This window comes from Citrobacter sp. RHBSTW-00986 (assembly GCF_013783065.1).
Classification (GTDB): Bacteria; Pseudomonadota; Gammaproteobacteria; order Enterobacterales; family Enterobacteriaceae; genus Citrobacter; species Citrobacter braakii.
The window spans coordinates 3,996,571-4,019,702 of sequence record NZ_CP056200.1 but is presented as its reverse complement, the minus strand read 5'-3'; the positions used below and the strand labels follow the sequence as shown (position 1 = coordinate 4,019,702).

The following is a 23,132-nucleotide window of genomic DNA, read 5'->3' as shown; positions in this document are numbered from 1 at the left end:
ACGCGACGCATGAAAGCAGCGGCAAAAACGCACAAGCCAAAACGCCAGGAAGAACAAGCCAACTTTATCAGTTGGCGTTTTGCGTTACTGTGCGGCTGTATTTTGCTGGCACTGGGTTTTCTGCTGGGGCGCGTTGCCTGGCTGCAAATCATCGCGCCAGACATGCTGGTGCGTCAGGGCGACATGCGCTCTCTGCGCGTACAGGAAGTGTCCACATCGCGCGGGATGATTACCGACCGTTCAGGTCGTCCGCTGGCGGTGAGCGTTCCGGTTAAGGCGATTTGGGCCGACCCCAAAGAGGTGCATGACGCAGGCGGCGTAAGCGTTGGTGAACGCTGGAGAGCGCTGTCGACCGCGCTGAATCTCCCGCTCGATCAACTGGCTTCCCGCATTAACGCCAACCCGAAAGGGCGCTTTATCTATCTGGCGCGTCAGGTAAACCCTGAAGTGGCTGACTACATCAAAAAACTGAAGCTGCCAGGCATTCACCTGCGCGAAGAATCCCGCCGTTACTATCCTTCCGGAGAAGTGACCGCTCACCTTATCGGCTTTACTAACGTCGACAGCCAGGGGATTGAAGGCGTTGAGAAAAGCTTCGACAAATGGCTCACCGGGCAACCGGGCGAACGTATTGTACGTAAAGACCGTTATGGCCGCGTCATTGAGGATATTTCCTCTACCGACAGCCAGGCGGCGCATAACCTTGCGCTAAGTATCGATGAGCGTTTACAGGCGCTGGTCTACCGTGAACTGAATAACGCCGTGGCGTTTAACAAGGCGGAGTCAGGCAGTGCGGTACTGGTGGATGTGAACACCGGTGAAGTGCTGGCGATGGCCAACAGCCCGTCCTACAACCCGAACAATCTCACCGGTACGCCGAAGGATGCGATGCGTAACCGTACGATTACCGACGTGTTTGAACCGGGTTCCACCGTCAAACCGATGGTGGTGATGACGGCGCTGCAGCGTGGCGTGGTTCGCGAAAATACCGTACTTAACACTATCCCTTACCGAATTAATGGCCATGAAATCAAAGACGTGGCGCGTTATAGCGAATTGACCCTCACCGGGGTTTTGCAGAAGTCGAGTAACGTCGGTGTTTCCAAGCTGGCGTTAGCGATGCCGTCCTCAGCGTTAGTAGACACTTACTCACGTTTTGGGCTGGGAAAAGCGACCAATTTGGGGTTGGTCGGAGAACGCAGTGGCTTATATCCTCAAAAACAACGGTGGTCTGACATAGAGAGGGCCACCTTCTCTTTCGGCTATGGGCTAATGGTAACGCCGTTACAGTTAGCGCGAGTCTATGCAACGATCGGCAGCTATGGCGTTTATCGGCCACTGTCGATCACCAAAGTTGACCCTCCTGTTCCGGGCGAGCGTATCTTCCCGGAATCAACCGTGCGTACCGTAGTGCACATGATGGAAAGCGTGGCGCTGCCCGGCGGCGGCGGCGTGAAGGCGGCGATTAAAGGCTATCGTATCGCCATTAAAACCGGTACGGCGAAGAAAGTAGGGCCGGATGGCCGCTACATCAACAAATACATTGCTTATACCGCAGGCGTTGCGCCTGCGAGTCAGCCGCGCTTCGCGCTGGTTGTTGTTATCAACGATCCGCAGGCGGGTAAATACTACGGTGGCGCCGTTTCCGCGCCGGTCTTTGGTGCCATCATGGGCGGCGTACTGCGCACCATGAACATCGAGCCGGATGCGCTGACAACGGGCGATAAAAATGAATTTGTGAATAATCAAGGCGAGGCAACAGGTGGCAGATCGTAATTTGCGCGACCTTCTTGCTCCATGGGTGCCGGGTGCACCGGAGCGAGCACTGCGGGAGATGACGCTCGACAGCCGTATGGCTGCATCGGGCGATCTCTTTGTCGCAGTATTGGGTCATCAGGCGGACGGGCGTCGGTATATCCCGCAGGCGATAGCGCAAGGTGTGGCTGCCATTATTGCAGAAGCAAAAGATGAAGCTACTGACGGTGAAATCCGTGAAATGCACGGCGTTCCAGTTATCTATCTCAGTCAGCTTAACGAACGTTTATCTGCACTGGCGGGCCGCTTTTACCACGAGCCTTCTGAAAAAATGCGACTGGTCGGCGTGACCGGGACCAATGGTAAAACCACCACCACCCAATTGCTGGCACAGTGGAGCCAACTGCTTGGTGAAACCAGCGCGGTGATGGGAACAGTCGGCAATGGCCTGCTGGGCAAAGTGATCCCGACGGAAAATACCACCGGTTCAGCCGTAGATGTCCAGCATGTGCTGGCAGGGCTGGTTGCACAAGGCGCAACGGTTGGCGCGATGGAAGTGTCTTCACACGGTCTGGTTCAGCATCGCGTGGCGGCGCTGAAGTTTGCCGCATCAGTATTTACTAACTTAAGCCGTGACCATCTTGATTACCACGGCGACATGGAACATTACGAAGCCGCGAAATGGCTGCTGTATTCCACGCACCATTGCGGCCAGGCCATCGTTAATGCGGATGATGAAGTCGGTCGTCGCTGGTTGGCCAAACTTCCGGATGCGGTTGCCGTATCGATGGAAGACCACATCAACCCGAACTGTCACGGTCGTTGGTTAAAGGCGATTGACGTGAATTATCACGACAGCGGGGCAACGATTCGTTTTACCTCCTCATGGGGTGACGGCGAAATTGAAAGTCGCCTGATGGGCGCGTTTAACGTCAGCAATCTGCTGTTGGCGCTGGCAACGCTGCTGGCGTTGGGATATCCGTTAGCTGATTTACTGAAAACGGCGACACAATTACAGCCAGTTTGTGGGCGCATGGAAGTGTTCAGCGCGCCGGGTAAAACCACCGTTGTGGTTGATTATGCCCATACGCCAGATGCGCTGGAAAAAGCGCTGCAGGCGGCACGTCTGCACTGTACTGGCAAACTGTGGTGCGTCTTTGGCTGCGGCGGCGATCGCGACAAAGGCAAACGTCCGTTGATGGGCGCGATTGCCGAGCAGTTTGCTGATGTTGTCGTGGTGACCGATGACAACCCGCGTACCGAAGAGCCGCGCGCCATTATCAACGACATTCTGGCGGGTATGCTGGATGCCGGACAGGCGAAAGTGATGGAAGGTCGTGCAGAGGCTGTGACAAACGCCATTATGCAGGCGAAAGAAAACGACGTGGTGCTGGTGGCCGGGAAAGGTCACGAAGACTACCAGATCGTTGGCTCGCAACGCCTCGACTATTCTGACCGCGTCACGGCAGCGCGTCTGCTGGGAGTAATCGCATGATTAGCGTAACGCTCAGCCAACTGGCGGAGATCCTCCGTGGCGAACTGAAAGGAGCCGATCTGACTCTTGATGCGGTGACAACTGATACGCGTAAAGTTACGCCGGGTTGCCTGTTTGTCGCGCTGAAAGGCGAACGCTTTGATGCCCACGATTTCGCAGACAAGGCGCAAGAGAGCGGGGCGGGTGCGCTGCTGGTCAGCCGTCCGTTGGACACCAACCTGCCGCAGCTGATTGTTAAAGATACACGTCTGGCGTTTGGTGAACTGGCGGCATGGGTACGCGCCCAGGTTCCGGCGCGCGTTGTCGCGCTGACCGGCTCTTCCGGTAAAACGTCCGTCAAGGAGATGACCGCATCCATTCTGAGTCAGTGTGGCAACACCTTATATACCGCGGGCAACCTGAATAACGACATCGGCGTACCGATGACGCTGTTGCGCTTAAACAACGATTACGACTATGCCGTGATTGAGCTTGGCGCTAATCATCAGGGCGAAATCGCCTGGACTGTTGGCCTGACGCGTCCGGAAGCTGCGCTGGTGAACAACCTGGCAGCCGCGCATCTGGAAGGCTTTGGTTCACTGGCGGGCGTTGCGAAGGCAAAAGGTGAGATTTTTACCGGCCTGCCAGCGAACGGAATCGCCATTATGAATGCCGACAATAACGACTGGCTGAACTGGCAGAGCATTATCGGCGATCGCAAAGTCTGGCGCTTCTCCCCGAATGCGGCCAACAGCGACTTTTCGGCGGCCAATGTTCATGTGACTTCACACGGCACAGAGTTTTCTCTGCAAACGCCAACCGGAAGCATTGATGTTCTGCTGCCGCTGCCGGGTCGTCACAACATTGCTAACGCCCTGGCGGCGGCTGCGCTCTCTATGGCGGTAGGCGCGACGCACGAAGCGATTAAAGCGGGTCTGAAGGAGCTGCAAGCGGTACCGGGGCGTCTGTTCCCGATTCAACTGGCAGAAAATCAGCTACTGCTGGATGACTCCTATAACGCAAATGTCGGGTCAATGACCGCAGCGGTAAACGTGCTGTCCGAAATGCCGGGCTACCGCGTGCTGGTCGTTGGCGATATGGCAGAGCTTGGCGCGGAAAGCGAAGCATGCCACGTACAGGTGGGTGAAGCTGCGAAGGCTGCAGTTATCGACCGTGTGCTGAGTACAGGGAAACTGAGTCAGGCAATTAGCCATGCCAGCGGTGTGGGTGAGCATTTTGCGGATAAAACCGCGTTGACCGCGCATCTTAAGGCGCTGATTGCAGAACATCAGATTATGACGATTTTAGTGAAGGGTTCACGTAGTGCCGCCATGGAAGAGGTAGTACGCGCATTACAGGAGAATGGGACATGTTAGTTTGGCTGGCCGAACATTTGGTCAAATATTATTCCGGCTTTAACGTCTTTTCCTATCTGACGTTTCGCGCCATCGTCAGCCTGCTGACCGCGCTGTTCATCTCTTTGTGGATGGGCCCGCGCATGATCGCCCGCTTGCAAAAAATGTCCTTTGGACAGGTCGTGCGTAACGACGGTCCGGAATCACACTTCAGTAAACGCGGTACGCCGACGATGGGCGGGATTATGATCCTCACCGCGATTGTTATCTCCGTACTGCTGTGGGCATACCCGTCGAACCCGTACGTATGGTGCGTGCTGGTGGTATTGGTCGGTTACGGCATTATCGGTTTTGTCGATGACTACCGCAAAGTGGTACGCAAAGACACCAAGGGCCTGATCGCGCGCTGGAAATACTTCTGGATGTCGGTGATTGCGCTGGGCGTGGCCTTTGCCCTGTATCTGGCTGGTAAAGATACCCCGGCCACTGAGCTGGTGGTGCCGTTCTTTAAAGACGTGATGCCCCAGTTGGGGCTGTTCTACGTGCTGCTGGCGTACTTCGTGATTGTGGGTACTGGCAACGCGGTCAACCTCACCGATGGTCTGGATGGTCTGGCGATTATGCCGACCGTCTTTGTGGCCGCAGGTTTTGCGTTGGTAGCGTGGGCGACCGGTAACATGAACTTCGCCAACTATCTACATATTCCCTATTTACGTCATGCCGGCGAATTGGTGATCGTTTGTACGGCAATTGTCGGTGCGGGGTTAGGCTTCTTGTGGTTTAACACCTATCCGGCGCAGGTCTTTATGGGCGACGTCGGATCGCTGGCGCTGGGCGGCGCGCTGGGCATTATTGCCGTGCTGCTGCGTCAGGAGTTCCTGCTGGTGATCATGGGCGGTGTATTCGTCGTAGAAACACTGTCGGTCATTTTGCAGGTTGGCTCCTTTAAGCTGCGCGGACAGCGCATCTTCCGTATGGCGCCGATCCACCATCACTATGAACTGAAAGGCTGGCCGGAACCGCGCGTAATTGTGCGCTTCTGGATTATTTCGCTGATGCTGGTGCTGATTGGCCTGGCAACGCTGAAGGTACGTTAATCATGGCTGATTACCAGGGTAAAAAAGTCGTCATTATCGGTCTGGGTTTGACCGGGCTGTCCTGCGTGGATTTCTTCCTGGCGCGTGGCGTGACGCCGCGCGTAATGGATACCCGCGCGACGCCGCCGGGCCTGGACAAATTACCGGAAGCGGTTGAGCGTCATGTTGGCAGTCTGAATGATGACTGGCTGCTGGCCGCTGATCTTATTGTCGCCAGCCCTGGTATTGCCCTGGCGCATCCTTCGTTGAGCGCCGCCGCCGATGCGGGAATTGAAATTGTCGGCGACATTGAGCTGTTCTGTCGCGAAGCACAGGCACCGATCGTCGCAATCACCGGTTCCAACGGGAAAAGTACAGTCACTACGCTGGTAGGTGAGATGGCGAAAGCGGCCGGTGTGAACGTGGGGGTTGGCGGTAATATTGGCCTGCCCGCGCTGATGCTGCTGGATGACGAACGTGAGCTGTATGTTCTGGAATTGTCGAGCTTCCAACTGGAAACGACCTCCAGCTTACAAGCCGTAGCCGCTACCATTTTGAACGTCACTGAAGACCATATGGACAGATATCCGTTTGGCTTGCAGCAGTACCGTGCAGCCAAACTGCGCGTCTATGAAAACGCGAAAGTGTGTGTGGTCAACGCTGATGATGCGCTGACCATGCCGGTCCGCGGGGCGGATGAGCGTTGCGTGAGCTTTGGCATCAACATGGGTGACTATCACCTGAACCGTCAGCAGGGCGAAACCTGGCTGCGAGTGAAGGGTGAAAAAGTTCTTAACGTGAAAGAGATGACGCTTTCCGGTCAGCATAACTATACCAACGCCCTGGCTGCGCTGGCGCTGGCGGATGCTGCGGGTCTGCCGCGGGCGTCGAGCCTTAAAGCACTGACCACGTTTACCGGTCTGGCGCACCGTTTCCAGACTGTGCTTGAGCACAACGGCGTGCGCTGGATTAACGATTCTAAAGCCACCAACGTCGGCAGCACTGAAGCCGCGCTGAATGGCCTGCACGTGGACGGTACGTTGCACCTGCTGCTGGGTGGCGACGGGAAATCCGCTGACTTTACGCCGCTGCAACGATATCTGACCGGCGATAACATTCGTCTGTACTGCTTTGGTCGCGATGGCGCGCAGCTTGCCGCTCTGCGACCTGACGTTACGGAACAAACTGAAACCATGGAGCAGGCAATGCGTCTGCTCGCACCGCGCGTGAAGTCGGGCGATATGGTGCTACTGTCGCCCGCCTGCGCCAGCCTCGACCAGTTCAAGAACTTTGAGCAACGCGGTGACGTCTTTACCCGCCTGGCGAAGGAGTTGGGTTGATGCGCTTATCTCTCCCTCGTCTGAGAATGCCGCGCTTACCGGGACTGAGTATCCTGGCGTGGGTCTTCGCGGCACTTAAAGGCTGGGTGATGGCTTCGCGTGATAAAGACGCGGACAGCCTGATCATGTATGACCGCATGCTGCTGTGGTTGACCTTTGGTCTGGCAGCGATCGGTTTTGTGATGGTGACATCGGCATCGATGCCCGTAGGGCAACGCCTGGCGGGCGATCCTTTCCTGTTTGCTAAGCGTGATGCACTGTACATCTTCCTCGCCTTCTGCCTGGCGATGGTGACGCTGCGTCTGCCGATGGAGTTCTGGCAAAAGTACAGTACGACGATGCTGATAGCCTCGATCATCATGCTGCTGATTGTGCTGGTGGTGGGTAGCTCCGTTAACGGGGCGTCGCGCTGGATTGCGCTGGGGCCGCTGCGTATTCAGCCTGCGGAATTTACCAAGCTGTCGCTGTTCTGTTACCTCGCCAACTACCTGGTGCGTAAAGTTGATGAAGTGCGTAACAACCTGCGCGGTTTCTTAAAACCGATGGGCGTGATCCTGGTGCTGGCTATTTTACTGCTGGCACAGCCTGACCTTGGTACGGTGGTAGTGCTGTTTGTCACTACCCTGGCGATGCTGTTTCTCGCCGGAGCGAAACTGTGGCAGTTCATTGCCATTATCGGCATGGGGATTTCAGCGGTCGTGCTGCTGATCCTTGCCGAACCGTATCGTATTCGCCGCGTAACCTCCTTCTGGAACCCATGGGAAGATCCGTTCGGCAGTGGCTACCAGCTGACGCAATCCCTGATGGCATTTGGTCGCGGTGAGGTTTGGGGGCAGGGCTTAGGTAATTCAGTCCAAAAACTGGAGTATTTACCAGAAGCGCACACCGACTTCATCTTCGCCATCATTGGGGAAGAGCTGGGTTATATCGGTGTGGTATTGGCACTTTTAATGGTATTCTTCGTCGCTTTTCGCGCGATGTCGATTGGCCGTAAGGCGTTGGAAATTGACCACCGTTTTTCAGGCTTTTTAGCCTGCTCTATCGGAATCTGGTTTAGCTTCCAGGCACTGGTAAACGTCGGTGCGGCGGCGGGTATGCTGCCAACCAAAGGTCTGACGCTGCCGCTGATCAGTTATGGTGGTTCAAGTTTGTTGATTATGTCGACGGCCATCATGTTTTTGTTACGTATTGATTATGAAACGCGTCTGGAAAAAGCCCAGGCGTTTACACGAGGTGCACGATGAGTGGTCAACCGAAGCGGTTAATGGTGATGGCAGGCGGTACCGGCGGGCATGTATTCCCGGGGCTGGCGGTCGCGCACCATTTAATGGCCCAAGGCTGGCAGGTTCGTTGGCTGGGCACCGCCGATCGTATGGAAGCGGACTTAGTGCCGAAACACGGCATTGAAATTGACTTTATTCGTATCTCCGGTTTGCGTGGTAAAGGCGTCAATGCGCTGCTTGCCGCACCTGTGCGTATTTTTAATGCCTGGCGTCAGGCGCGCGCCATCATGAAGCAGTTTAAACCCGATGTGGTGCTGGGTATGGGCGGCTACGTGTCTGGCCCTGGCGGTCTGGCGGCCTGGTCATTAGGTATTCCGGTTGTACTGCATGAGCAGAACGGCATTGCGGGATTAACTAACAAATGGCTGGCGAAGATTGCCACTACGGTGATGCAGGCTTTTCCTGGTGCTTTCCCGAATGCGGAAGTGGTAGGTAACCCGGTGCGCACTGACGTGCTGGCGCTGCCGTTGCCAAAAGTGCGTCTGGCCGGGCGTGAAGGTCCGGTTCGTGTATTGGTCGTCGGGGGATCTCAGGGCGCACGCGTACTGAACCAGACGATGCCGCAGGTTGCCGCAAAGCTTGGCGGCGCGGTGACTATCTGGCATCAGAGCGGCAAAGGCGCGCAGCAGACCGTTGAACAGGCGTATGCCGACGCGGGACAACCGCAGCACAAGGTCACTGAGTTTATTGATGATATGGCAGCGGCCTACGCGTGGGCTGATGTCGTGGTTTGTCGCTCAGGCGCGCTGACGGTGAGCGAAATTGCCGCCGCAGGTTTGCCTGCGCTGTTTGTGCCGTTCCAGCACAAAGACAGACAGCAGTATTGGAATGCGCTGCCGCTGGAGAAAGCGGGCGCCGCCAAAATTCTGGAGCAGCCGCAGTTTACTGTGGATGCCGTCGCCAGCACCCTTGCCGGGTGGTCGCGAGAAACGTTATTAACCATGGCAGAACGTGCGCGCGCCGCATCCATACCGGATGCCACAGAGCGCGTTGCAAATGAAGTGAGCCGGGCTGCCCGGGCGTAATTGTGGTGATGCCTTTTGCATCGCATGAACTAAGAAGTTAATGGCTAAAGAATGAATACACAACAACTGGCAAAACTGCGTTCTATCGTGCCCGAAATGCGTCGCGTTCGGCACATTCACTTTGTCGGCATCGGTGGTGCTGGTATGGGCGGTATTGCCGAAGTTTTGGCCAATGAAGGTTATCAGATCAGCGGTTCTGACTTAGCGCCGAATCCTGTGACGCAGCAGTTGACGAATCTGGGTGCCACGATTTTCTTCAACCATCGCCCGGAAAACGTGCGCGATGCGAGCGTGGTGGTGGTATCCAGCGCTATTTCTGCGGATAACCCGGAAATTGTTGCAGCGCATGAAGCACGTATTCCGGTGATTCGTCGTGCTGAAATGCTGGCGGAGTTAATGCGTTTTCGTCACGGTATTGCTATTGCCGGGACGCACGGTAAAACCACGACCACGGCAATGGTCTCCAGCATCTACGCGGAAGCGGGTCTGGATCCCACTTTTGTCAACGGCGGTCTGGTGAAGGCCGCAGGCGTGCATGCGCGCCTGGGTCATAGCCGTTATTTGATTGCCGAAGCAGACGAGAGCGACGCGTCGTTCCTGCATTTGCAGCCAATGGTGGCGATTGTCACCAATATCGAAGCTGATCATATGGATACCTACCATGGCGACTTCGAAAATTTAAAGCAGACGTTTATTAATTTCCTGCATAACTTGCCGTTTTATGGTCGTGCGGTGATGTGCGTTGACGATCCGGTTATCCGCGAACTGTTACCGCGAGTTGGCCGTCAAACCACAACCTATGGTTTCAGTGATGATGCCGATGTGCGCGTTGAAGATTACCAGCAGATTGGCCCACAAGGACACTTCACGCTGGTGCGTCAGGGGATAGCCGATTTACGTGTTACGTTAAACGCGCCGGGTCGTCACAATGCACTGAACGCGGCGGCGGCAGTGGCGGTCGCGACGGAAGAAGGTATTGAAGACGACGCTATTCTGCGCGCGCTGGAAAGTTTCCAGGGTACCGGACGTCGTTTTGACTTCCTCGGCGAATTCCCGCTTGAGCCGGTGAACGGTAAAGCCGGGACCGCGATGCTGGTTGATGATTATGGCCACCACCCAACGGAAGTGGACGCTACGATTAAAGCCGCGCGCGCGGGTTGGCCGGACAAAAACCTGGTGATGCTGTTCCAGCCGCACCGGTTTACGCGTACTCGCGATCTGTACGACGACTTTGCCAACGTGCTGACCCAGGTCGATGCGCTGTTGATGCTGGATGTGTATGCCGCGGGCGAAGCCGCGATTCCGGGGGCCGACAGCCGCTCGTTGTGCCGTACGATTCGTGGCCGCGGTAAGATCGATCCGATTCTGGTATCCGATCCGGCCCAGGTGGCAGAAATGCTGGCACCCGTATTAACCGGCAACGATCTGATTTTGGTGCAGGGCGCTGGAAATATCGGCAAAATCGCGCGTTCCTTAGCTGAAATCAAACTGAAGCCGCAAAACCCGGAGGAAGAACAACATGGCTGATAAAATCGCGGTCCTGTTAGGGGGAACCTCCGCTGAACGTGAAGTATCGCTGAATTCAGGCGCGGCCGTATTGGCAGGGTTACGCGAAGGTGGTGTAGATGCCCATCCGGTTGACCCTAAAGAGGTCGATGTCACTCTTCTGAAATCTATGGGGTTTCAGAAGGTGTTTATTGCGCTGCATGGTCGTGGCGGTGAAGATGGCACATTGCAGGGCATGCTGGAGCTGATTGGCCTGCCGTATACCGGCAGCGGCGTCATGGCTTCCGCGATTTCCATGGACAAACTGCGCAGCAAGCTGCTGTGGCAGGGCGCAGGTTTACCCGTCGCCCCATGGGTTGCGCTGACCCGCGCTGAGTTCGAAAAAGGTCTTAGCGATGAAGCAGTTACAAAAATTTCTGCGTTAGGCTTGCCGCTGATTGTAAAGCCAAGCCGTGAAGGTTCCAGCGTAGGGATGTCAAAAGTTGAAGAAGAAAATGCTTTGCAGGGTGCATTAGCATTGGCTTTTCAGCATGATGAAGAAGTACTGATTGAAAAATGGCTCAGTGGCCCGGAATTTACAGTTGCGATACTTGGCGAAGAAATTTTACCGTCAATACGTATCCAACCCGCGGGAACCTTCTATGATTATGAGGCGAAGTATCTCTCTGATGAGACACAATATTTCTGCCCTGCTGGTCTGGAAGTCGAACAAGAGGCCCTTTTACAGGAATTAGTCCTGAAAGCGTGGACTGCATTGGGCTGTAAAGGTTGGGGTCGCATTGACGTCATGCTGGACAGCGATGGCCAGTTTTATCTGCTGGAAGCGAATACCTCTCCGGGTATGACCAGCCACAGCCTGGTGCCGATGGCGGCGCGTCAGGCGGGCCTGAGCTTCTCGCAGTTGGTGGTAAGAATTCTGGAGTTGGCGGACTGATATGTCGCAGGCTGCGCTGAACACGCGAAACGGTGATGAAGAAGAAGTAAACTCCTCACGCCGCAATAATGGAACGCGTCTTGCAGGAATACTGTTCCTGCTGACAGTGCTGTGCACCGTGTTTGTCAGCGGCTGGGTAGTGTTGGGATGGATGGAAGATGCGCAGCGCCTGCCATTGTCAAAACTGGTGTTAACCGGTGAACGGCATTACACGCGCAATGATGATATCCGTCAGTCCATCCTGGCGCTGGGCGCTCCGGGAACATTTATGACTCAGGATGTGAACATCATCCAGAGTCAGATTGAACGCCTCCCCTGGATCAAACAGGCGAGCGTCAGAAAGCAATGGCCTGATGAATTGAAGATTCATCTGGTTGAATATGTGCCAATAGCGCGTTGGAATGACCAACATATGGTGGATGCTGAAGGAAATACCTTCAGTGTCCCAACCGGTCGGGCCAATAAGCAGGTATTACCTATGTTGTACGGACCGGAAGGCAGCGCAAGTGAAGTGCTGCAAGGGTTCCGCGATATGGGGCAGGTGCTGGCTAAGGACAGATTCACCCTGAAGGAAGCGGCAATGACCGCTCGTCGTTCCTGGCAGTTGACGCTGAATAACGATATTAAGCTGAATCTGGGCAGGGGCGATACGATAAAACGTTTGGCTCGCTTTGTGGAACTCTACCCGGTTTTACAGCAGCAGGCGCAAACCGATGGCAAACGGATTAGCTACGTTGATTTGCGTTATGACTCAGGAGCGGCAGTAGGCTGGGTTCCCTTGCCTCCTGAGGAATCTAATCAGCAACAGAATCAGGCACAGGCAGAACAACAATGATCAAGGCGACGGACAGAAAACTGGTAGTTGGACTGGAGATTGGCACCGCGAAGGTAGCCGCTTTAGTAGGGGAAGTTCTGCCCGACGGTATGGTCAATATCATTGGCGTGGGCAGTTGCCCATCGCGAGGTATGGATAAAGGCGGGGTGAATGACCTTGAGTCAGTGGTGAAGTGCGTACAGCGCGCCATTGACCAGGCTGAACTGATGGCAGATTGCCAGATCTCTTCAGTGTATCTGGCGCTTTCCGGTAAACATATTAGCTGTCAGAATGAAATTGGTATGGTGCCCATTTCCGAAGAGGAAGTGACGCAGGAAGATGTGGAAAACGTGGTACATACGGCAAAATCCGTACGCGTTCGCGATGAACATCGTGTTCTGCACGTCATCCCGCAGGAATACGCCATCGACTACCAGGAAGGTATCAAAAATCCGGTCGGTCTTTCCGGTGTGCGTATGCAGGCAAAAGTCCATCTTATTACCTGCCACAACGACATGGCGAAGAATATTGTCAAAGCCGTTGAACGTTGTGGTCTGAAAGTTGACCAACTGATTTTTGCCGGGTTGGCAGCCAGTTATTCCGTATTGACGGAAGATGAACGTGAACTGGGTGTCTGCGTGGTGGATATTGGTGGTGGTACAATGGACATCGCCGTTTATACTGGCGGGGCGTTGCGCCACACTAAAGTTATCCCTTATGCAGGGAATGTCGTGACCAGCGATATCGCGTATGCCTTTGGTACGCCGCCGAGCGATGCTGAAGCCATCAAAGTGCGTCATGGCTGCGCACTGGGTTCCATCGTGGGTAAAGACGAGAGCGTTGAAGTGCCAAGCGTTGGTGGTCGTCCGCCGCGTAGCCTGCAACGTCAGACTCTGGCAGAGGTCATTGAGCCGCGTTATACCGAGCTGCTCAACCTGGTCAACGAAGAAATTTTGCAATTACAAGAACAGCTTCGCCAGCAGGGTGTGAAACATCATCTGGCGGCGGGGATTGTGTTAACCGGCGGTGCTGCGCAAATTGAAGGTCTTGCGGCCTGCGCACAGCGCGTGTTCCATACACAAGTACGTATTGGCGCACCGCTGAATATTACCGGTCTGACGGATTATGCCCAGGAGCCGTATTATTCAACGGCGGTGGGGCTGCTGCACTACGGGAAAGAATCCCATTTAAGTGGTGAGGCTGAAGTAGAAAAGCGCGTAACTGCCTCGGTCGGATCGTGGATCAAGCGACTGAATAGCTGGTTACGTAAAGAGTTTTAATTTTTAAAGAGACCGACGCAAATTAACGGTCTCAGGCGACAGGCACTACACAAAGTCATTCAAGTTGCATCGCGGCGGCAACTGAGCGAATCTCCTGGAGCATAGTTTACTATGTCACGGGAGTGAGTGAAGGCAGCCAACAAAGAGGCGGCTTGAAGGATGAAGTGTAAAACGGAGAGAGAAACTATGTTTGAACCTATGGAACTAACCAACGACGCGGTGATTAAAGTCATCGGCGTCGGTGGCGGCGGCGGTAATGCCGTTGAACACATGGTGCGTGAGCGCATCGAAGGTGTTGAATTCTTCGCGGTGAATACCGACGCTCAGGCGTTGCGTAAAACGGCGGTTGGACAGACCATTCAGATTGGTAGCGGCATCACCAAAGGTCTGGGCGCGGGTGCAAACCCGGAAGTCGGTCGTAATGCGGCAGACGAAGATCGCGAAGCTCTGCGCGCAGCGCTTGACGGCGCAGACATGGTGTTTATCGCAGCTGGCATGGGCGGCGGTACCGGTACCGGTGCAGCGCCAGTGGTAGCTGAAGTCGCAAAAGATTTAGGTATCCTGACCGTTGCTGTCGTGACTAAGCCTTTCAACTTTGAAGGCAAGAAGCGTATGGCATTCGCGGAGCAGGGTATCACCGAGCTGTCCAAACACGTGGACTCTCTGATCACTATCCCGAACGACAAGCTGCTGAAAGTACTGGGCCGTGGTATCTCCCTGCTGGATGCATTTGGCGCAGCGAACGACGTGCTGAAAGGCGCAGTCCAGGGTATCGCTGAACTGATTACTCGTCCGGGCCTGATGAACGTCGACTTTGCAGACGTGCGCACCGTGATGTCCGAAATGGGCTACGCGATGATGGGTTCTGGCGTGGCGAGCGGTGAAGACCGTGCAGAAGAAGCGGCTGAAATGGCTATCTCTTCTCCGCTGCTGGAAGATATCGATCTGTCCGGCGCACGCGGCGTGCTGGTTAACATTACTGCGGGCTTCGACCTGCGTCTGGATGAGTTCGAAACCGTGGGTAACACGATTCGTGCCTTTGCATCGGATAACGCGACCGTGGTTATCGGTACCTCTCTGGACCCGGATATGAACGACGAACTGCGCGTGACCGTTGTTGCGACTGGAATTGGTATGGACAAGCGTCCTGAAATCACTCTGGTGACCAACAAACAGGTACAGCAGCCGGTAATGGATCGTTACCAGCAGCACGGTATGGCGCCGTTGACGCAAGAGCAGAAACCGGTAGCGAAAGTGGTTAACGACAATACGCCGCAAACCACGAAAGAGCCGGATTATCTGGATATCCCTGCATTCCTGCGTAAGCAAGCTGATTAAGAATTAGCTGGAATTTGGGAATTGTGGCTCTTTGTGCTAAACTGGCCCACCGAATGTATAGTACACTTCGGTTGGATAGGTAATTTGGCGAGATTATACGATGATCAAACAAAGGACTCTTAAACGTATCGTTCAGGCGACTGGCGTCGGTTTGCATACCGGCAAAAAAGTCACCCTGACATTACGCCCTGCGCCGGCCAACACCGGGGTCATCTATCGTCGCACCGACTTGAATCCTCCGGTAGATTTCCCGGCCGATGCCAAATCTGTGCGTGATACCATGCTCTGTACGTGTCTGGTCAATGAGCATGATGTGCGGATTTCAACCGTAGAGCACCTTAATGCTGCTCTGGCGGGCTTAGGTATCGATAACATCGTTATTGAAGTTAACGCCCCGGAAATCCCGATTATGGATGGCAGTGCCGCTCCGTTCGTTTACTTGCTGCTTGATGCAGGTATTGAAGAACTGAGCAGCGCCAAAAAATTTGTTCGCATCAAAGAGACCGTTCGTGTCGAAGATGGCGATAAGTGGGCTGAGTTTAAGCCGTATAATGGTTTTACGTTGGATTTCACCATCGACTTTAACCATCCGGCGATCGACTCCAGCACGCAGCGCTACGCGATGAACTTCTCTGCGGATGCGTTCATGCGCCAGATCAGCCGCGCGCGTACTTTCGGCTTCATGCGTGATATCGAATATCTGCAGTCCCGCGGCCTGTGCCTGGGCGGCAGCTTCGATTGTGCCATCGTTGTTGACGATTATCGCGTATTGAACGAAGACGGCCTGCGTTTTGAAGACGAATTCGTTCGTCACAAAATGCTCGACGCGATTGGTGACTTGTTCATGTGTGGTCACAATATTATTGGTGCATTCACCGCGTATAAATCCGGTCATGCACTGAATAACAAACTGTTGCAGGCAGTCCTGGCAAAACAGGAAGCCTGGGAATATGTGACCTTCCAGGACGATGCAGAACTGCCGTTGGCGTTCAAAGCACCTTCGACTGTACTGGCATAACGACATACGCTGTCGCATAAATTCGACTGGTAAATCTGGCACTCTCTCCGGCCAGGTGAGCCAGTCGTTTTTTTATCTTCCGATTGCAAAACCACCTTATCTGAAGCGACTTTTTCCCCACCGACAGATTAAAACACCGTTCGATCGCTGCTTTCTTAAGCATATTTACCCGCGACTTGCTGTCATTACTGCTGTGGAGCGTACGCTTTAATGGTAATATTTATGCGCAAAAAAATGGTTTTGCATTTGTAACCCCAAACGCAGGGTATATCAGGTGGCAATAACGTGAGTGGAATACTGACGCGTTGGCGACAGATAGGCAGACGGTACTTCTGGCCGCATCTCCTGTTGGGGATGGTCGCGGCTAGTTTTGGCCTGCCTGCGCTCGGTAATGCTGCTGAACCTAATACTCCCGCGAAGGCGACCGCCAGCAATCACGATCAATCTGCCAAAGTTAACTTTAGCCAGCTTGCTTTGCTGGAGGCGACCAATCGCCGCCCGAATTTTACCGTTGACTACTGGCATCAGCATGCCATTCGTACGGTCATTCGCCATCTTTCTTTTGCCATGGCTCCTCAGGCGCTGCCTGTTGCCGAAGAGCCGTTGCCAATCCAGGCGCACCATCTTGCGTTACTGAATACGCTCAGCGCGATGCTGACGCAAGAAGGCAGACCGCCCGCGACCGTGAGTCGCGTGACATATGCCCATTTTACCTCTCAGGCCGCATTTAGCGTTCCGGTCTGGATCAGCCAGCTGCAGGGTATCCGCGCTGGCCCTCAACGCCTCAGCTAAAAAAGAACCTTCCAACTTATAATTTTTGACTCCGCACCGCGGGGCGTTTGAGATTTTATTATGCTAATCAAATTATTAACAAAAGTATTCGGTAGCCGTAACGAGCGTACGCTGCGTCGTATGCGTAAAGTGGTCAATGTCATCAATGCAATGGAACCGGAGATGGAAAAACTCTCCGATGATGAACTGAAAGCGAAGACCGCTGAATTCCGCGCCCGTCTGGAAAAAGGCGCCAGCGTTGAAAGCCTGATCCCGGAAGCGTTCGCGGTGGTCCGCGAAGCGAGTAAGCGTGTGTTCGGCATGCGTCATTTCGACGTACAGCTGCTGGGTGGTATGGTGCTTAACGATCGCTGCATCGCGGAAATGCGTACCGGTGAAGGTAAAACCCTTACCGCAACGCTGCCAGCCTACCTCAACGCCTTAAGCGGGAAGGGTGTACACGTGGTTACCGTGAACGACTACCTGGCTCAGCGTGACGCCGAAAATAACCGCCCGCTGTTTGAATTCCTCGGCATGACCGTGGGTATCAACATGTCTGGCCTGCCTGCGCCAGCCAAGCGTGAAGCCTACAATGCCGATATTACTTACGGTACTAACAACGAATACGGCTTTGACTACCTGCGCGACAACATGGCGTTTAGCCCGGAAGAGCGCGTTCAGCGTAAACTGCACTATGCGCTGGTTGATGAAGTCGACTCCATCCTGATCGATGAAGCGCGTACGCCGCTGATCATTTCCGGTCCGGCTGAAGACAGCTCGGAAATGTATAAAAAAGTGAATAAAATCATCCCGCACCTGATTCGTCAGGAGAAGGACGATTCCGACACGTTCCAGGGGGAAGGCCACTTCTCTGTTGATGAGAAAGCGCGCCAGGTCAACCTGACCGAACGTGGTCTGGTACTGATTGAAGAGCTGTTGGTTAACGAAGGCATTATGGATGAGGGCGAGTCGCTGTACTCTCCGGGCAACATTATGCTTATGCACCACGTGACTGCTGCACTGCGCGCGCACGTGTTGTTTACCCGCGACGTTGACTATATCGTGAAAGACGGCGAAGTTATCATCGTCGACGAACACACCGGTCGTACTATGCAGGGCCGCCGCTGGTCCGATGGTCTGCACCAGGCTGTTGAAGCCAAAGAAGGCGTAGATATCCAAAACGAGAACCAGACGCTGGCATCCATTACCTTCCAGAACTACTTCCGTTTGTACGAAAAACTGGCCGGTATGACCGGTACAGCAGATACTGAAGCCTTTGAATTCAGCTCCATTTACAAACTGGATACCGTTGTTGTGCCGACCAACCGCCCGATGATCCGTAAGGATTTACCGGATCTGGTGTACATGACTGAAGCGGAAAAAATTCAGGCGATCATTGAAGATATTAAAGAGCGTACCGCAAATGGCCAGCCGGTGCTGGTTGGTACTATCTCTATTGAAAAATCGGAAGTGGTTTCTAACGAGCTGAACAAGGCGGGTATCAAACACAACGTTCTGAACGCCAAGTTCCACGCCAACGAAGCCGCAATCGTCGCCCAGGCGGGTTATCCGTCCGCAGTGACTATCGCGACAAACATGGCAGGTCGTGGTACCGATATCGTGCTGGGTGGTAGCTGGCAGGCGGAAATTGCCGAGCTGGAGGACCCGACTCCAGAACAAATCGCGCAGATCAAAGCCGAGTGGCAGGTTCGCCATGATGCGGTGTTAGCTGCAGGCGGTTTACATATTATCGGTACCGAGCGTCACGAATCTCGTCGTATAGATAACCAGCTGCGTGGTCGTTCTGGTCGTCAGGGGGATGCGGGGTCTTCTCGTTTCTATCTGTCGATGGAAGATGCGCTGATGCGTATTTTTGCTTCTGACCGCGTGTCCGGCATGATGCGTAAACTGGGCATGAAGCCTGGTGAAGCGATTGAACACCCGTGGGTGACTAAAGCGATTGCAAACGCGCAGCGTAAAGTAGAAAGCCGCAACTTCGATATTCGTAAGCAACTGCTGGAATATGATGACGTTGCCAATGACCAGCGTCGCGCAATCTACACCCAGCGTAACGAACTGCTGGACGTAACTGACGTTAGCGAAACCATTAATAGCATCCGTGAGGATGTCTTCAAAGCGACGATTGATGCCTATATTCCGCCGCAGTCTCTGGAAGAAATGTGGGATATCCCGGGTCTGCAGGAACGTCTGAAAAACGACTTCGATCTGGAAATGCCTATTTCAGAGTGGCTGGATAAAGAGCCTGAGCTGCATGAGGAAACGCTGCGCGAACGTATTCTGGCAAACGCCATCGAAGTTTATCAGCGTAAAGAAGAAGTTGTGGGCGCGGAGATGATGCGTCACTTCGAAAAAGGCGTGATGCTGCAAACTCTCGATTCTCTGTGGAAAGAGCACCTTGCGGCGATGGACTACCTGCGTCAGGGTATCCACCTGCGTGGTTATGCGCAAAAAGATCCGAAGCAGGAATACAAGCGTGAATCCTTCTCTATGTTTGCATCAATGCTGGAATCACTGAAGTACGAAGTGATCAGCACCCTGAGCAAAGTTCAGGTACGTATGCCTGAAGAAGTAGAAGCGATGGAGCAGCAACGTCGTGAAGACGCTGAACGTTTAGCGCAGATGCAGCAGTTGAGCCATAAAGGTGACGATTCTGCCGCGGCAGAAGAGCTGGCAGCACAAACTGGCGATCGTAAAGTGGGTCGTAACGATCCGTGTCCTTGCGGTTCCGGCAAAAAGTACAAACAGTGCCATGGCCGCCTGAGTTAAGAAAATAACTTACTGAAAAGGCGCAGAATTCTGCGCCTTTTTTATGGACGATAAAGATGAAAATACTACAGATCGCCGTCGGGATTATTCGCAACCAGCACCATGAAATTTTTATTACCCAGCGTGCGGCTGATGCCCACATGGCAAATAAGCTGGAGTTCCCCGGCGGGAAAATTGAAGCGGGCGAAACGCCGGAGCAGGCGCTGATTCGCGAGTTACAGGAAGAAGTAGGCATTACGCCGACTCAAAGCTCACTGTTCGAAAAGCTGGAGTACCAGTTTCCGGACCGGCATATCACTCTGTGGTTCTGGCTGGTTGAAAGCTGGGAAGGCGAACCGTGGGGGAAAGAGGGGCAACCGGCGCAGTGGATTGCGCAAGATGCTCTGAATACAGAAGATTTTCCGCCTGCGAATGCGCCGGTAATTGAAAAGCTGATTGCTGGATAAAGGTGTTCGTAGGCCGGATTAGGCAACCCCACCATCCGGCAAATTAGGGCGGGGTCGCTACGCTTGCCCGCCCTACGTTTTAGCTGAATTACTTCTGCTCTTCACTCCAGTCGTCGTTTTCCGACAGATCACCAGAGCTTGGGATACGTTTCTCTTCTGCGGCCCACTCACCCAGATCGATTAACTGGCAGCGCTTGCTGCAGAATGGGCGAAACGGGCTGACTTCACCCCACACTACGGGTTTGCCGCAGGTTGGGCAGTTGACGATGGTTTGTTCAGACATGTTGACTCCTTAACAGCACGCCAGATCAAAATCGAGACGCTCAGGCACCTGGCCATTCTCGCTATCCAGCGGCATAAAGCGAATAGCAAAGCGGCTCTTATGACCAGAAATTTGCGGATAAAGCTGCGAATCAAGCGGCAGCTGCAAGCGAAGCAGATCGGCATCTTCGCCGTTGTCCTGATAAAAACCATTCAAGCTGGTTTGCTTACGGAATGGCGCAGAGTTGCGAATTAAATCCAGCACCAGCGACAGTGCCTGATTGAGCGGATTCAGACTTGCAAGCCAGGTTTCAACCTGCGCGTCGCGATGCGACTGCGGTAGATGTAACCAAATATGCAGGGTCGGCAGATCGAAGCTGCAGCATCCGCCAGGAATGCTTAAACGCTGACGTACAAGGCCAATCAGACGATCTTCGCGCAGCGTCTGTCCAATACGCGGAGCCGAAATAAGAATGCTGCCCGCGCTTTTTAACTGCTGGCGCAATGCGTCGATCCTGTTTTGATCGACGCCGGGAACTTCAACCCAGGCCTGGAGTTTACGCTGTTGTCTTTCCAGCTCTTTGAGGAGTTCGGTACGGACTTCGCCGCGTTCAAAGACATCCAGTAAGTCCCCGATGTTGCGGAAAAAATGCAGTGCGCCTGCATGGTCCGCTATGGGTACATTAACGGAGAGCTGTTGGATTAAAAACTCTATGCGCAGCCATGTACGCATCTTCTCATTGAGAGGGTGTTCAAAAAGGACCTGGGTGTGCATTACGGTTTTTCCTGTGAGACAAACTGCAACGCGCATTGCAGATAGAGCGCGTGCAGGCGGGCGACATCCGAGGCGATGGCCTCCGGTGCGCCATTATTATCAATAACATCGTCTGCCACGGCCAGACGCGCTTCGCGCGTTGCCTGGGCAGCAAGAATTTGTTCAACATGCTCACGCGTGACGTCATCGCGCTGCATAGTGCGTCTGAGCTGTGTCTCGGGAGTAACATCCACCACGAGTACGCGGTTGGCTTTTTTATACAGCGAATTTTCCACCAGCAAAGGTACAACCCACAACAGATAAGGGGAGGTTGCTTGCTGAAACTGGCGCTGCGTTTCCTGCTGAATAAGCGGATGGAGCAGGGCATTCAGCCAGCTTTTCTCCTCAGGACTGGAAAAAATGCGTTCGCGTAAAATGCGTCGCTGCAACGATCCGTCGGTAGCTATAACTTCGGTACCAAAATGTTCTTCGATCGCCTTAAGGGCTGGGGTACCGGGTTCAACCACCTGGCGCGCAATAATATCTGCATCAATGACGTTTATTCCGAGGTCAGCGAACGCATTTGCAACGGTACTTTTACCACTGCCAATGCCACCGGTTAAGGCTACCGTATACCTCATAGATGCAGATCCTGGAGTTTAAGTTTGATTATCAAACAGTTAAAAGTTAAGCGTGCGACGGCGAGGCTGCTGCAGGATTAACCTACTATTCGCCAGGTAAATTTATGGGATTGTAGCGTAAAAAAAGAGAATTTCGCAGTCTTGCGCGGCATTGATTAGTGCGTATGATAGCGTCACTGGAGTTGTGAGTTTCGATTTTTCGCCATTAACCCCAGGAATCCGCACATGCGTATCGAAGAAGATCTGAAGTTAGGTTTCAAAGACGTTCTTATCCGCCCTAAGCGTTCTACTCTCAAAAGCCGTTCCGATGTTGAGCTGGAACGTCAATTTACCTTTAAGCACTCAGGTCAGACCTGGTCCGGTGTACCCATTATTGCCGCAAACATGGACACTGTCGGGACGTTTGCCATGGCAACGGCGCTGGCATCCTTCGACATCCTGACTGCGGTACACAAACACTATTCTGTTGAAGACTGGGCTGCTTTCATCGCAGAGAGCTCTGCTGATGTGCTCAAACACGTAATGGTTTCAACCGGCACCTCTGACGCAGATTTCGAAAAAACCAAACAGATTCTGGCGCTCAACCCGGCGCTGAACTTTATCTGCATTGATGTGGCAAATGGCTACTCAGAGCATTTTGTTCAGTTTGTGTCGAAAGCGCGTGAAGCATGGCCGACAAAAACAATTTGTGCGGGCAATGTGGTTACTGGAGAAATGTGTGAAGAGCTGGTACTTTCCGGCGCGGACATTGTTAAAGTCGGCATTGGCCCGGGTTCTGTATGTACCACACGTGTAAAAACCGGCGTTGGCTACCCACAGCTTTCTGCGGTTATTGAATGTGCCGATGCAGCTCACGGTCTGGGCGGCATGATTGTCAGTGACGGCGGCTGCACAATGCCGGGTGACGTGGCAAAAGCGTTCGGCGGTGGCGCGGACTTCGTTATGCTCGGCGGTATGTTGGCCGGTCATGAAGAAAGCGGCGGCAAAATTGTTGAAGAGAACGGTGAGAAATTTATGCTGTTCTACGGCATGAGCTCTGAATCAGCCATGACGCGTCACGTTGGTGGTGTTGCACAATACCGCGCTGCGGAAGGTAAAACAGTTAAGTTGCCTCTGCGTGGCCCGGTTGATAACACTGCACGCGATATCCTTGGCGGCCTGCGTTCTGCCTGTACCTATGTCGGTGCATCTCGCCTGAAAGAACTGACCAAACGTACAACGTTTATTCGTGTACAGGAACAAGAAAACCGCGTTTTCAATAGCCTGTAAGAACA

20 protein-coding genes are annotated in these 23,132 nt (G+C 53.9%); 17 read left to right on the top strand and 3 right to left on the bottom strand.

What is annotated here, in order from left to right:
- The first annotated feature begins 9 nt into the window (after window positions 1-9).
- From ftsI to mutT, 16 genes are all read left to right on the top strand, one after another.
- Window positions 10-1,776: a peptidoglycan glycosyltransferase FtsI gene (ftsI, locus tag HV345_RS19485; RefSeq protein WP_181635948.1), complete on the top strand. Its 1,767-nt coding sequence runs from the start codon at window positions 10-12 to the stop codon at window positions 1,774-1,776.
- The gene (murE, locus tag HV345_RS19480; protein WP_016151692.1) at window positions 1,763-3,250 is read left to right on the top strand and encodes a UDP-N-acetylmuramoyl-L-alanyl-D-glutamate--2,6-diaminopimelate ligase; all 1,488 of its coding nucleotides are present in this window, start codon (window positions 1,763-1,765) and stop codon (window positions 3,248-3,250) included. The genes ftsI and murE overlap by 14 nt, the downstream gene beginning before the upstream one ends.
- Entirely contained in the window at window positions 3,247-4,605 is a 1,359-nt protein-coding gene (gene murF, locus HV345_RS19475) for a UDP-N-acetylmuramoyl-tripeptide--D-alanyl-D-alanine ligase (RefSeq protein ID WP_181635947.1), read from the top strand. Before murE ends, murF begins: the two co-directional genes overlap by 4 nt.
- Complete coding sequence (gene mraY, locus HV345_RS19470) at window positions 4,599-5,681, top strand: phospho-N-acetylmuramoyl-pentapeptide-transferase (protein ID WP_016151694.1); 1,083 nt, start codon at window positions 4,599-4,601, stop codon at window positions 5,679-5,681. Before murF ends, mraY begins: the two co-directional genes overlap by 7 nt.
- A gap of 2 nt (window positions 5,682-5,683) precedes the next feature.
- Entirely contained in the window at window positions 5,684-7,000 is a 1,317-nt protein-coding gene (gene murD / locus HV345_RS19465; RefSeq protein WP_016151695.1) for a UDP-N-acetylmuramoyl-L-alanine--D-glutamate ligase, read from the top strand.
- Complete coding sequence (gene ftsW, locus HV345_RS19460) at window positions 7,000-8,244, top strand: cell division protein FtsW (protein WP_181635946.1); 1,245 nt, start codon at window positions 7,000-7,002, stop codon at window positions 8,242-8,244. The genes murD and ftsW overlap by 1 nt, the downstream gene beginning before the upstream one ends.
- Window positions 8,241-9,308, top strand: a complete 1,068-nt coding sequence (murG, locus tag HV345_RS19455) for an undecaprenyldiphospho-muramoylpentapeptide beta-N-acetylglucosaminyltransferase (RefSeq protein WP_019078373.1) — start codon at window positions 8,241-8,243, stop codon at window positions 9,306-9,308. The genes ftsW and murG overlap by 4 nt, the downstream gene beginning before the upstream one ends.
- Window positions 9,309-9,359: 51 nt before the next feature.
- Window positions 9,360-10,835, top strand: coding sequence for a UDP-N-acetylmuramate--L-alanine ligase (gene murC, locus HV345_RS19450; protein ID WP_046275372.1), 1,476 nt, complete (start codon window positions 9,360-9,362; stop codon window positions 10,833-10,835).
- Window positions 10,828-11,748 (top strand): D-alanine--D-alanine ligase, encoded by a 921-nt coding sequence (locus HV345_RS19445; protein ID WP_103766831.1) that lies wholly within the window; start codon window positions 10,828-10,830, stop codon window positions 11,746-11,748. The genes murC and HV345_RS19445 overlap by 8 nt, the downstream gene beginning before the upstream one ends.
- A gap of 1 nt (window position 11,749) precedes the next feature.
- The gene (ftsQ, locus tag HV345_RS19440) at window positions 11,750-12,583 is read left to right on the top strand and encodes a cell division protein FtsQ (RefSeq protein ID WP_003018758.1); all 834 of its coding nucleotides are present in this window, start codon (window positions 11,750-11,752) and stop codon (window positions 12,581-12,583) included.
- Window positions 12,580-13,842: a cell division protein FtsA gene (gene ftsA, locus HV345_RS19435; RefSeq protein ID WP_003018755.1), complete on the top strand. Its 1,263-nt coding sequence runs from the start codon at window positions 12,580-12,582 to the stop codon at window positions 13,840-13,842. Before ftsQ ends, ftsA begins: the two co-directional genes overlap by 4 nt.
- Before the next feature lie 186 nt (window positions 13,843-14,028).
- Window positions 14,029-15,180 (top strand): cell division protein FtsZ, encoded by a 1,152-nt coding sequence (gene ftsZ / locus HV345_RS19430; protein ID WP_003018753.1) that lies wholly within the window; start codon window positions 14,029-14,031, stop codon window positions 15,178-15,180.
- A gap of 100 nt (window positions 15,181-15,280) precedes the next feature.
- Window positions 15,281-16,198, top strand: coding sequence for a UDP-3-O-acyl-N-acetylglucosamine deacetylase (gene lpxC / locus HV345_RS19425; RefSeq protein WP_006686706.1), 918 nt, complete (start codon window positions 15,281-15,283; stop codon window positions 16,196-16,198).
- Between the two features lie 285 nt (window positions 16,199-16,483).
- On the top strand, window positions 16,484-16,990 hold the full coding sequence (gene secM, locus HV345_RS19420; RefSeq protein WP_094760769.1) for a secA translation cis-regulator SecM: 507 nt from the start codon (window positions 16,484-16,486) through the stop codon (window positions 16,988-16,990).
- 60 nt (window positions 16,991-17,050) lie between these two features.
- On the top strand, window positions 17,051-19,756 hold the full coding sequence (gene secA / locus HV345_RS19415) for a preprotein translocase subunit SecA (protein ID WP_016151702.1): 2,706 nt from the start codon (window positions 17,051-17,053) through the stop codon (window positions 19,754-19,756).
- Window positions 19,757-19,812: 56 nt separating this feature from the next.
- The gene (gene mutT / locus HV345_RS19410; protein WP_016155691.1) at window positions 19,813-20,202 is read left to right on the top strand and encodes an 8-oxo-dGTP diphosphatase MutT; all 390 of its coding nucleotides are present in this window, start codon (window positions 19,813-19,815) and stop codon (window positions 20,200-20,202) included.
- A gap of 88 nt (window positions 20,203-20,290) precedes the next feature.
- On the opposite strand, the gene yacG is transcribed toward mutT, so the two are convergent.
- The 3 genes from yacG to coaE are packed head-to-tail and all read right to left on the bottom strand — an operon-like array spanning window position 20,291 to window position 21,858.
- Window positions 20,291-20,485 (bottom strand): DNA gyrase inhibitor YacG, encoded by a 195-nt coding sequence (yacG, locus tag HV345_RS19405; protein ID WP_016151704.1) that lies wholly within the window; start codon window positions 20,483-20,485, stop codon window positions 20,291-20,293.
- 9 nt (window positions 20,486-20,494) lie between these two features.
- Entirely contained in the window at window positions 20,495-21,238 is a 744-nt protein-coding gene (gene zapD / locus HV345_RS19400) for a cell division protein ZapD (protein WP_016151705.1), read from the bottom strand.
- The gene (gene coaE, locus HV345_RS19395; RefSeq protein ID WP_046275369.1) at window positions 21,238-21,858 is read right to left on the bottom strand and encodes a dephospho-CoA kinase; all 621 of its coding nucleotides are present in this window, start codon (window positions 21,856-21,858) and stop codon (window positions 21,238-21,240) included. Before coaE ends, zapD begins: the two co-directional genes overlap by 1 nt.
- A gap of 225 nt (window positions 21,859-22,083) precedes the next feature.
- On the opposite strand from coaE, the gene HV345_RS19390 reads away from it, so the two are divergent.
- Window positions 22,084-23,127 carry a GMP reductase gene (locus HV345_RS19390; protein ID WP_003829510.1) on the top strand — a complete coding sequence of 348 codons (1,044 nt, stop codon included), beginning with the start codon at window positions 22,084-22,086 and terminating at the stop codon, window positions 23,125-23,127.
- The last annotated feature ends 5 nt before the right edge of the window (window positions 23,128-23,132 follow it).

Excerpts from the sequence above, each read along its gene's own strand:
- ftsZ (WP_003018753.1), top strand. The coding sequence starts at position 14,029 with ATGTTTGAACCTATGGAACTAACCAACGACGCGGTGATTAAAGTCATC.
- lpxC (WP_006686706.1), top strand. The coding sequence starts at position 15,281 with ATGATCAAACAAAGGACTCTTAAACGTATCGTTCAGGCGACTGGCGTC.
- ftsQ (WP_003018758.1), top strand. The coding sequence starts at position 11,750 with ATGTCGCAGGCTGCGCTGAACACGCGAAACGGTGATGAAGAAGAAGTA.
- yacG (WP_016151704.1), bottom strand. The coding sequence starts at position 20,485 with ATGTCTGAACAAACCATCGTCAACTGCCCAACCTGCGGCAAACCCGTA.
- murF (WP_181635947.1), top strand. The coding sequence starts at position 3,247 with ATGATTAGCGTAACGCTCAGCCAACTGGCGGAGATCCTCCGTGGCGAA.
- ftsA (WP_003018755.1), top strand. The coding sequence starts at position 12,580 with ATGATCAAGGCGACGGACAGAAAACTGGTAGTTGGACTGGAGATTGGC.
- HV345_RS19390 (WP_003829510.1), top strand. The coding sequence starts at position 22,084 with ATGCGTATCGAAGAAGATCTGAAGTTAGGTTTCAAAGACGTTCTTATC.
- coaE (WP_046275369.1), bottom strand. The coding sequence starts at position 21,858 with ATGAGGTATACGGTAGCCTTAACCGGTGGCATTGGCAGTGGTAAAAGT.
- HV345_RS19445 (WP_103766831.1), top strand. The coding sequence starts at position 10,828 with ATGGCTGATAAAATCGCGGTCCTGTTAGGGGGAACCTCCGCTGAACGT.
- murC (WP_046275372.1), top strand. The coding sequence starts at position 9,360 with ATGAATACACAACAACTGGCAAAACTGCGTTCTATCGTGCCCGAAATG.
- secA (WP_016151702.1), top strand. The coding sequence starts at position 17,051 with ATGCTAATCAAATTATTAACAAAAGTATTCGGTAGCCGTAACGAGCGT.
- mraY (WP_016151694.1), top strand. The coding sequence starts at position 4,599 with ATGTTAGTTTGGCTGGCCGAACATTTGGTCAAATATTATTCCGGCTTT.
- ftsW (WP_181635946.1), top strand. The coding sequence starts at position 7,000 with ATGCGCTTATCTCTCCCTCGTCTGAGAATGCCGCGCTTACCGGGACTG.
- murG (WP_019078373.1), top strand. The coding sequence starts at position 8,241 with ATGAGTGGTCAACCGAAGCGGTTAATGGTGATGGCAGGCGGTACCGGC.
- mutT (WP_016155691.1), top strand. The coding sequence starts at position 19,813 with ATGAAAATACTACAGATCGCCGTCGGGATTATTCGCAACCAGCACCAT.
- ftsI (WP_181635948.1), top strand. The coding sequence starts at position 10 with ATGAAAGCAGCGGCAAAAACGCACAAGCCAAAACGCCAGGAAGAACAA.
- murD (WP_016151695.1), top strand. The coding sequence starts at position 5,684 with ATGGCTGATTACCAGGGTAAAAAAGTCGTCATTATCGGTCTGGGTTTG.
- zapD (WP_016151705.1), bottom strand. The coding sequence starts at position 21,238 with ATGCACACCCAGGTCCTTTTTGAACACCCTCTCAATGAGAAGATGCGT.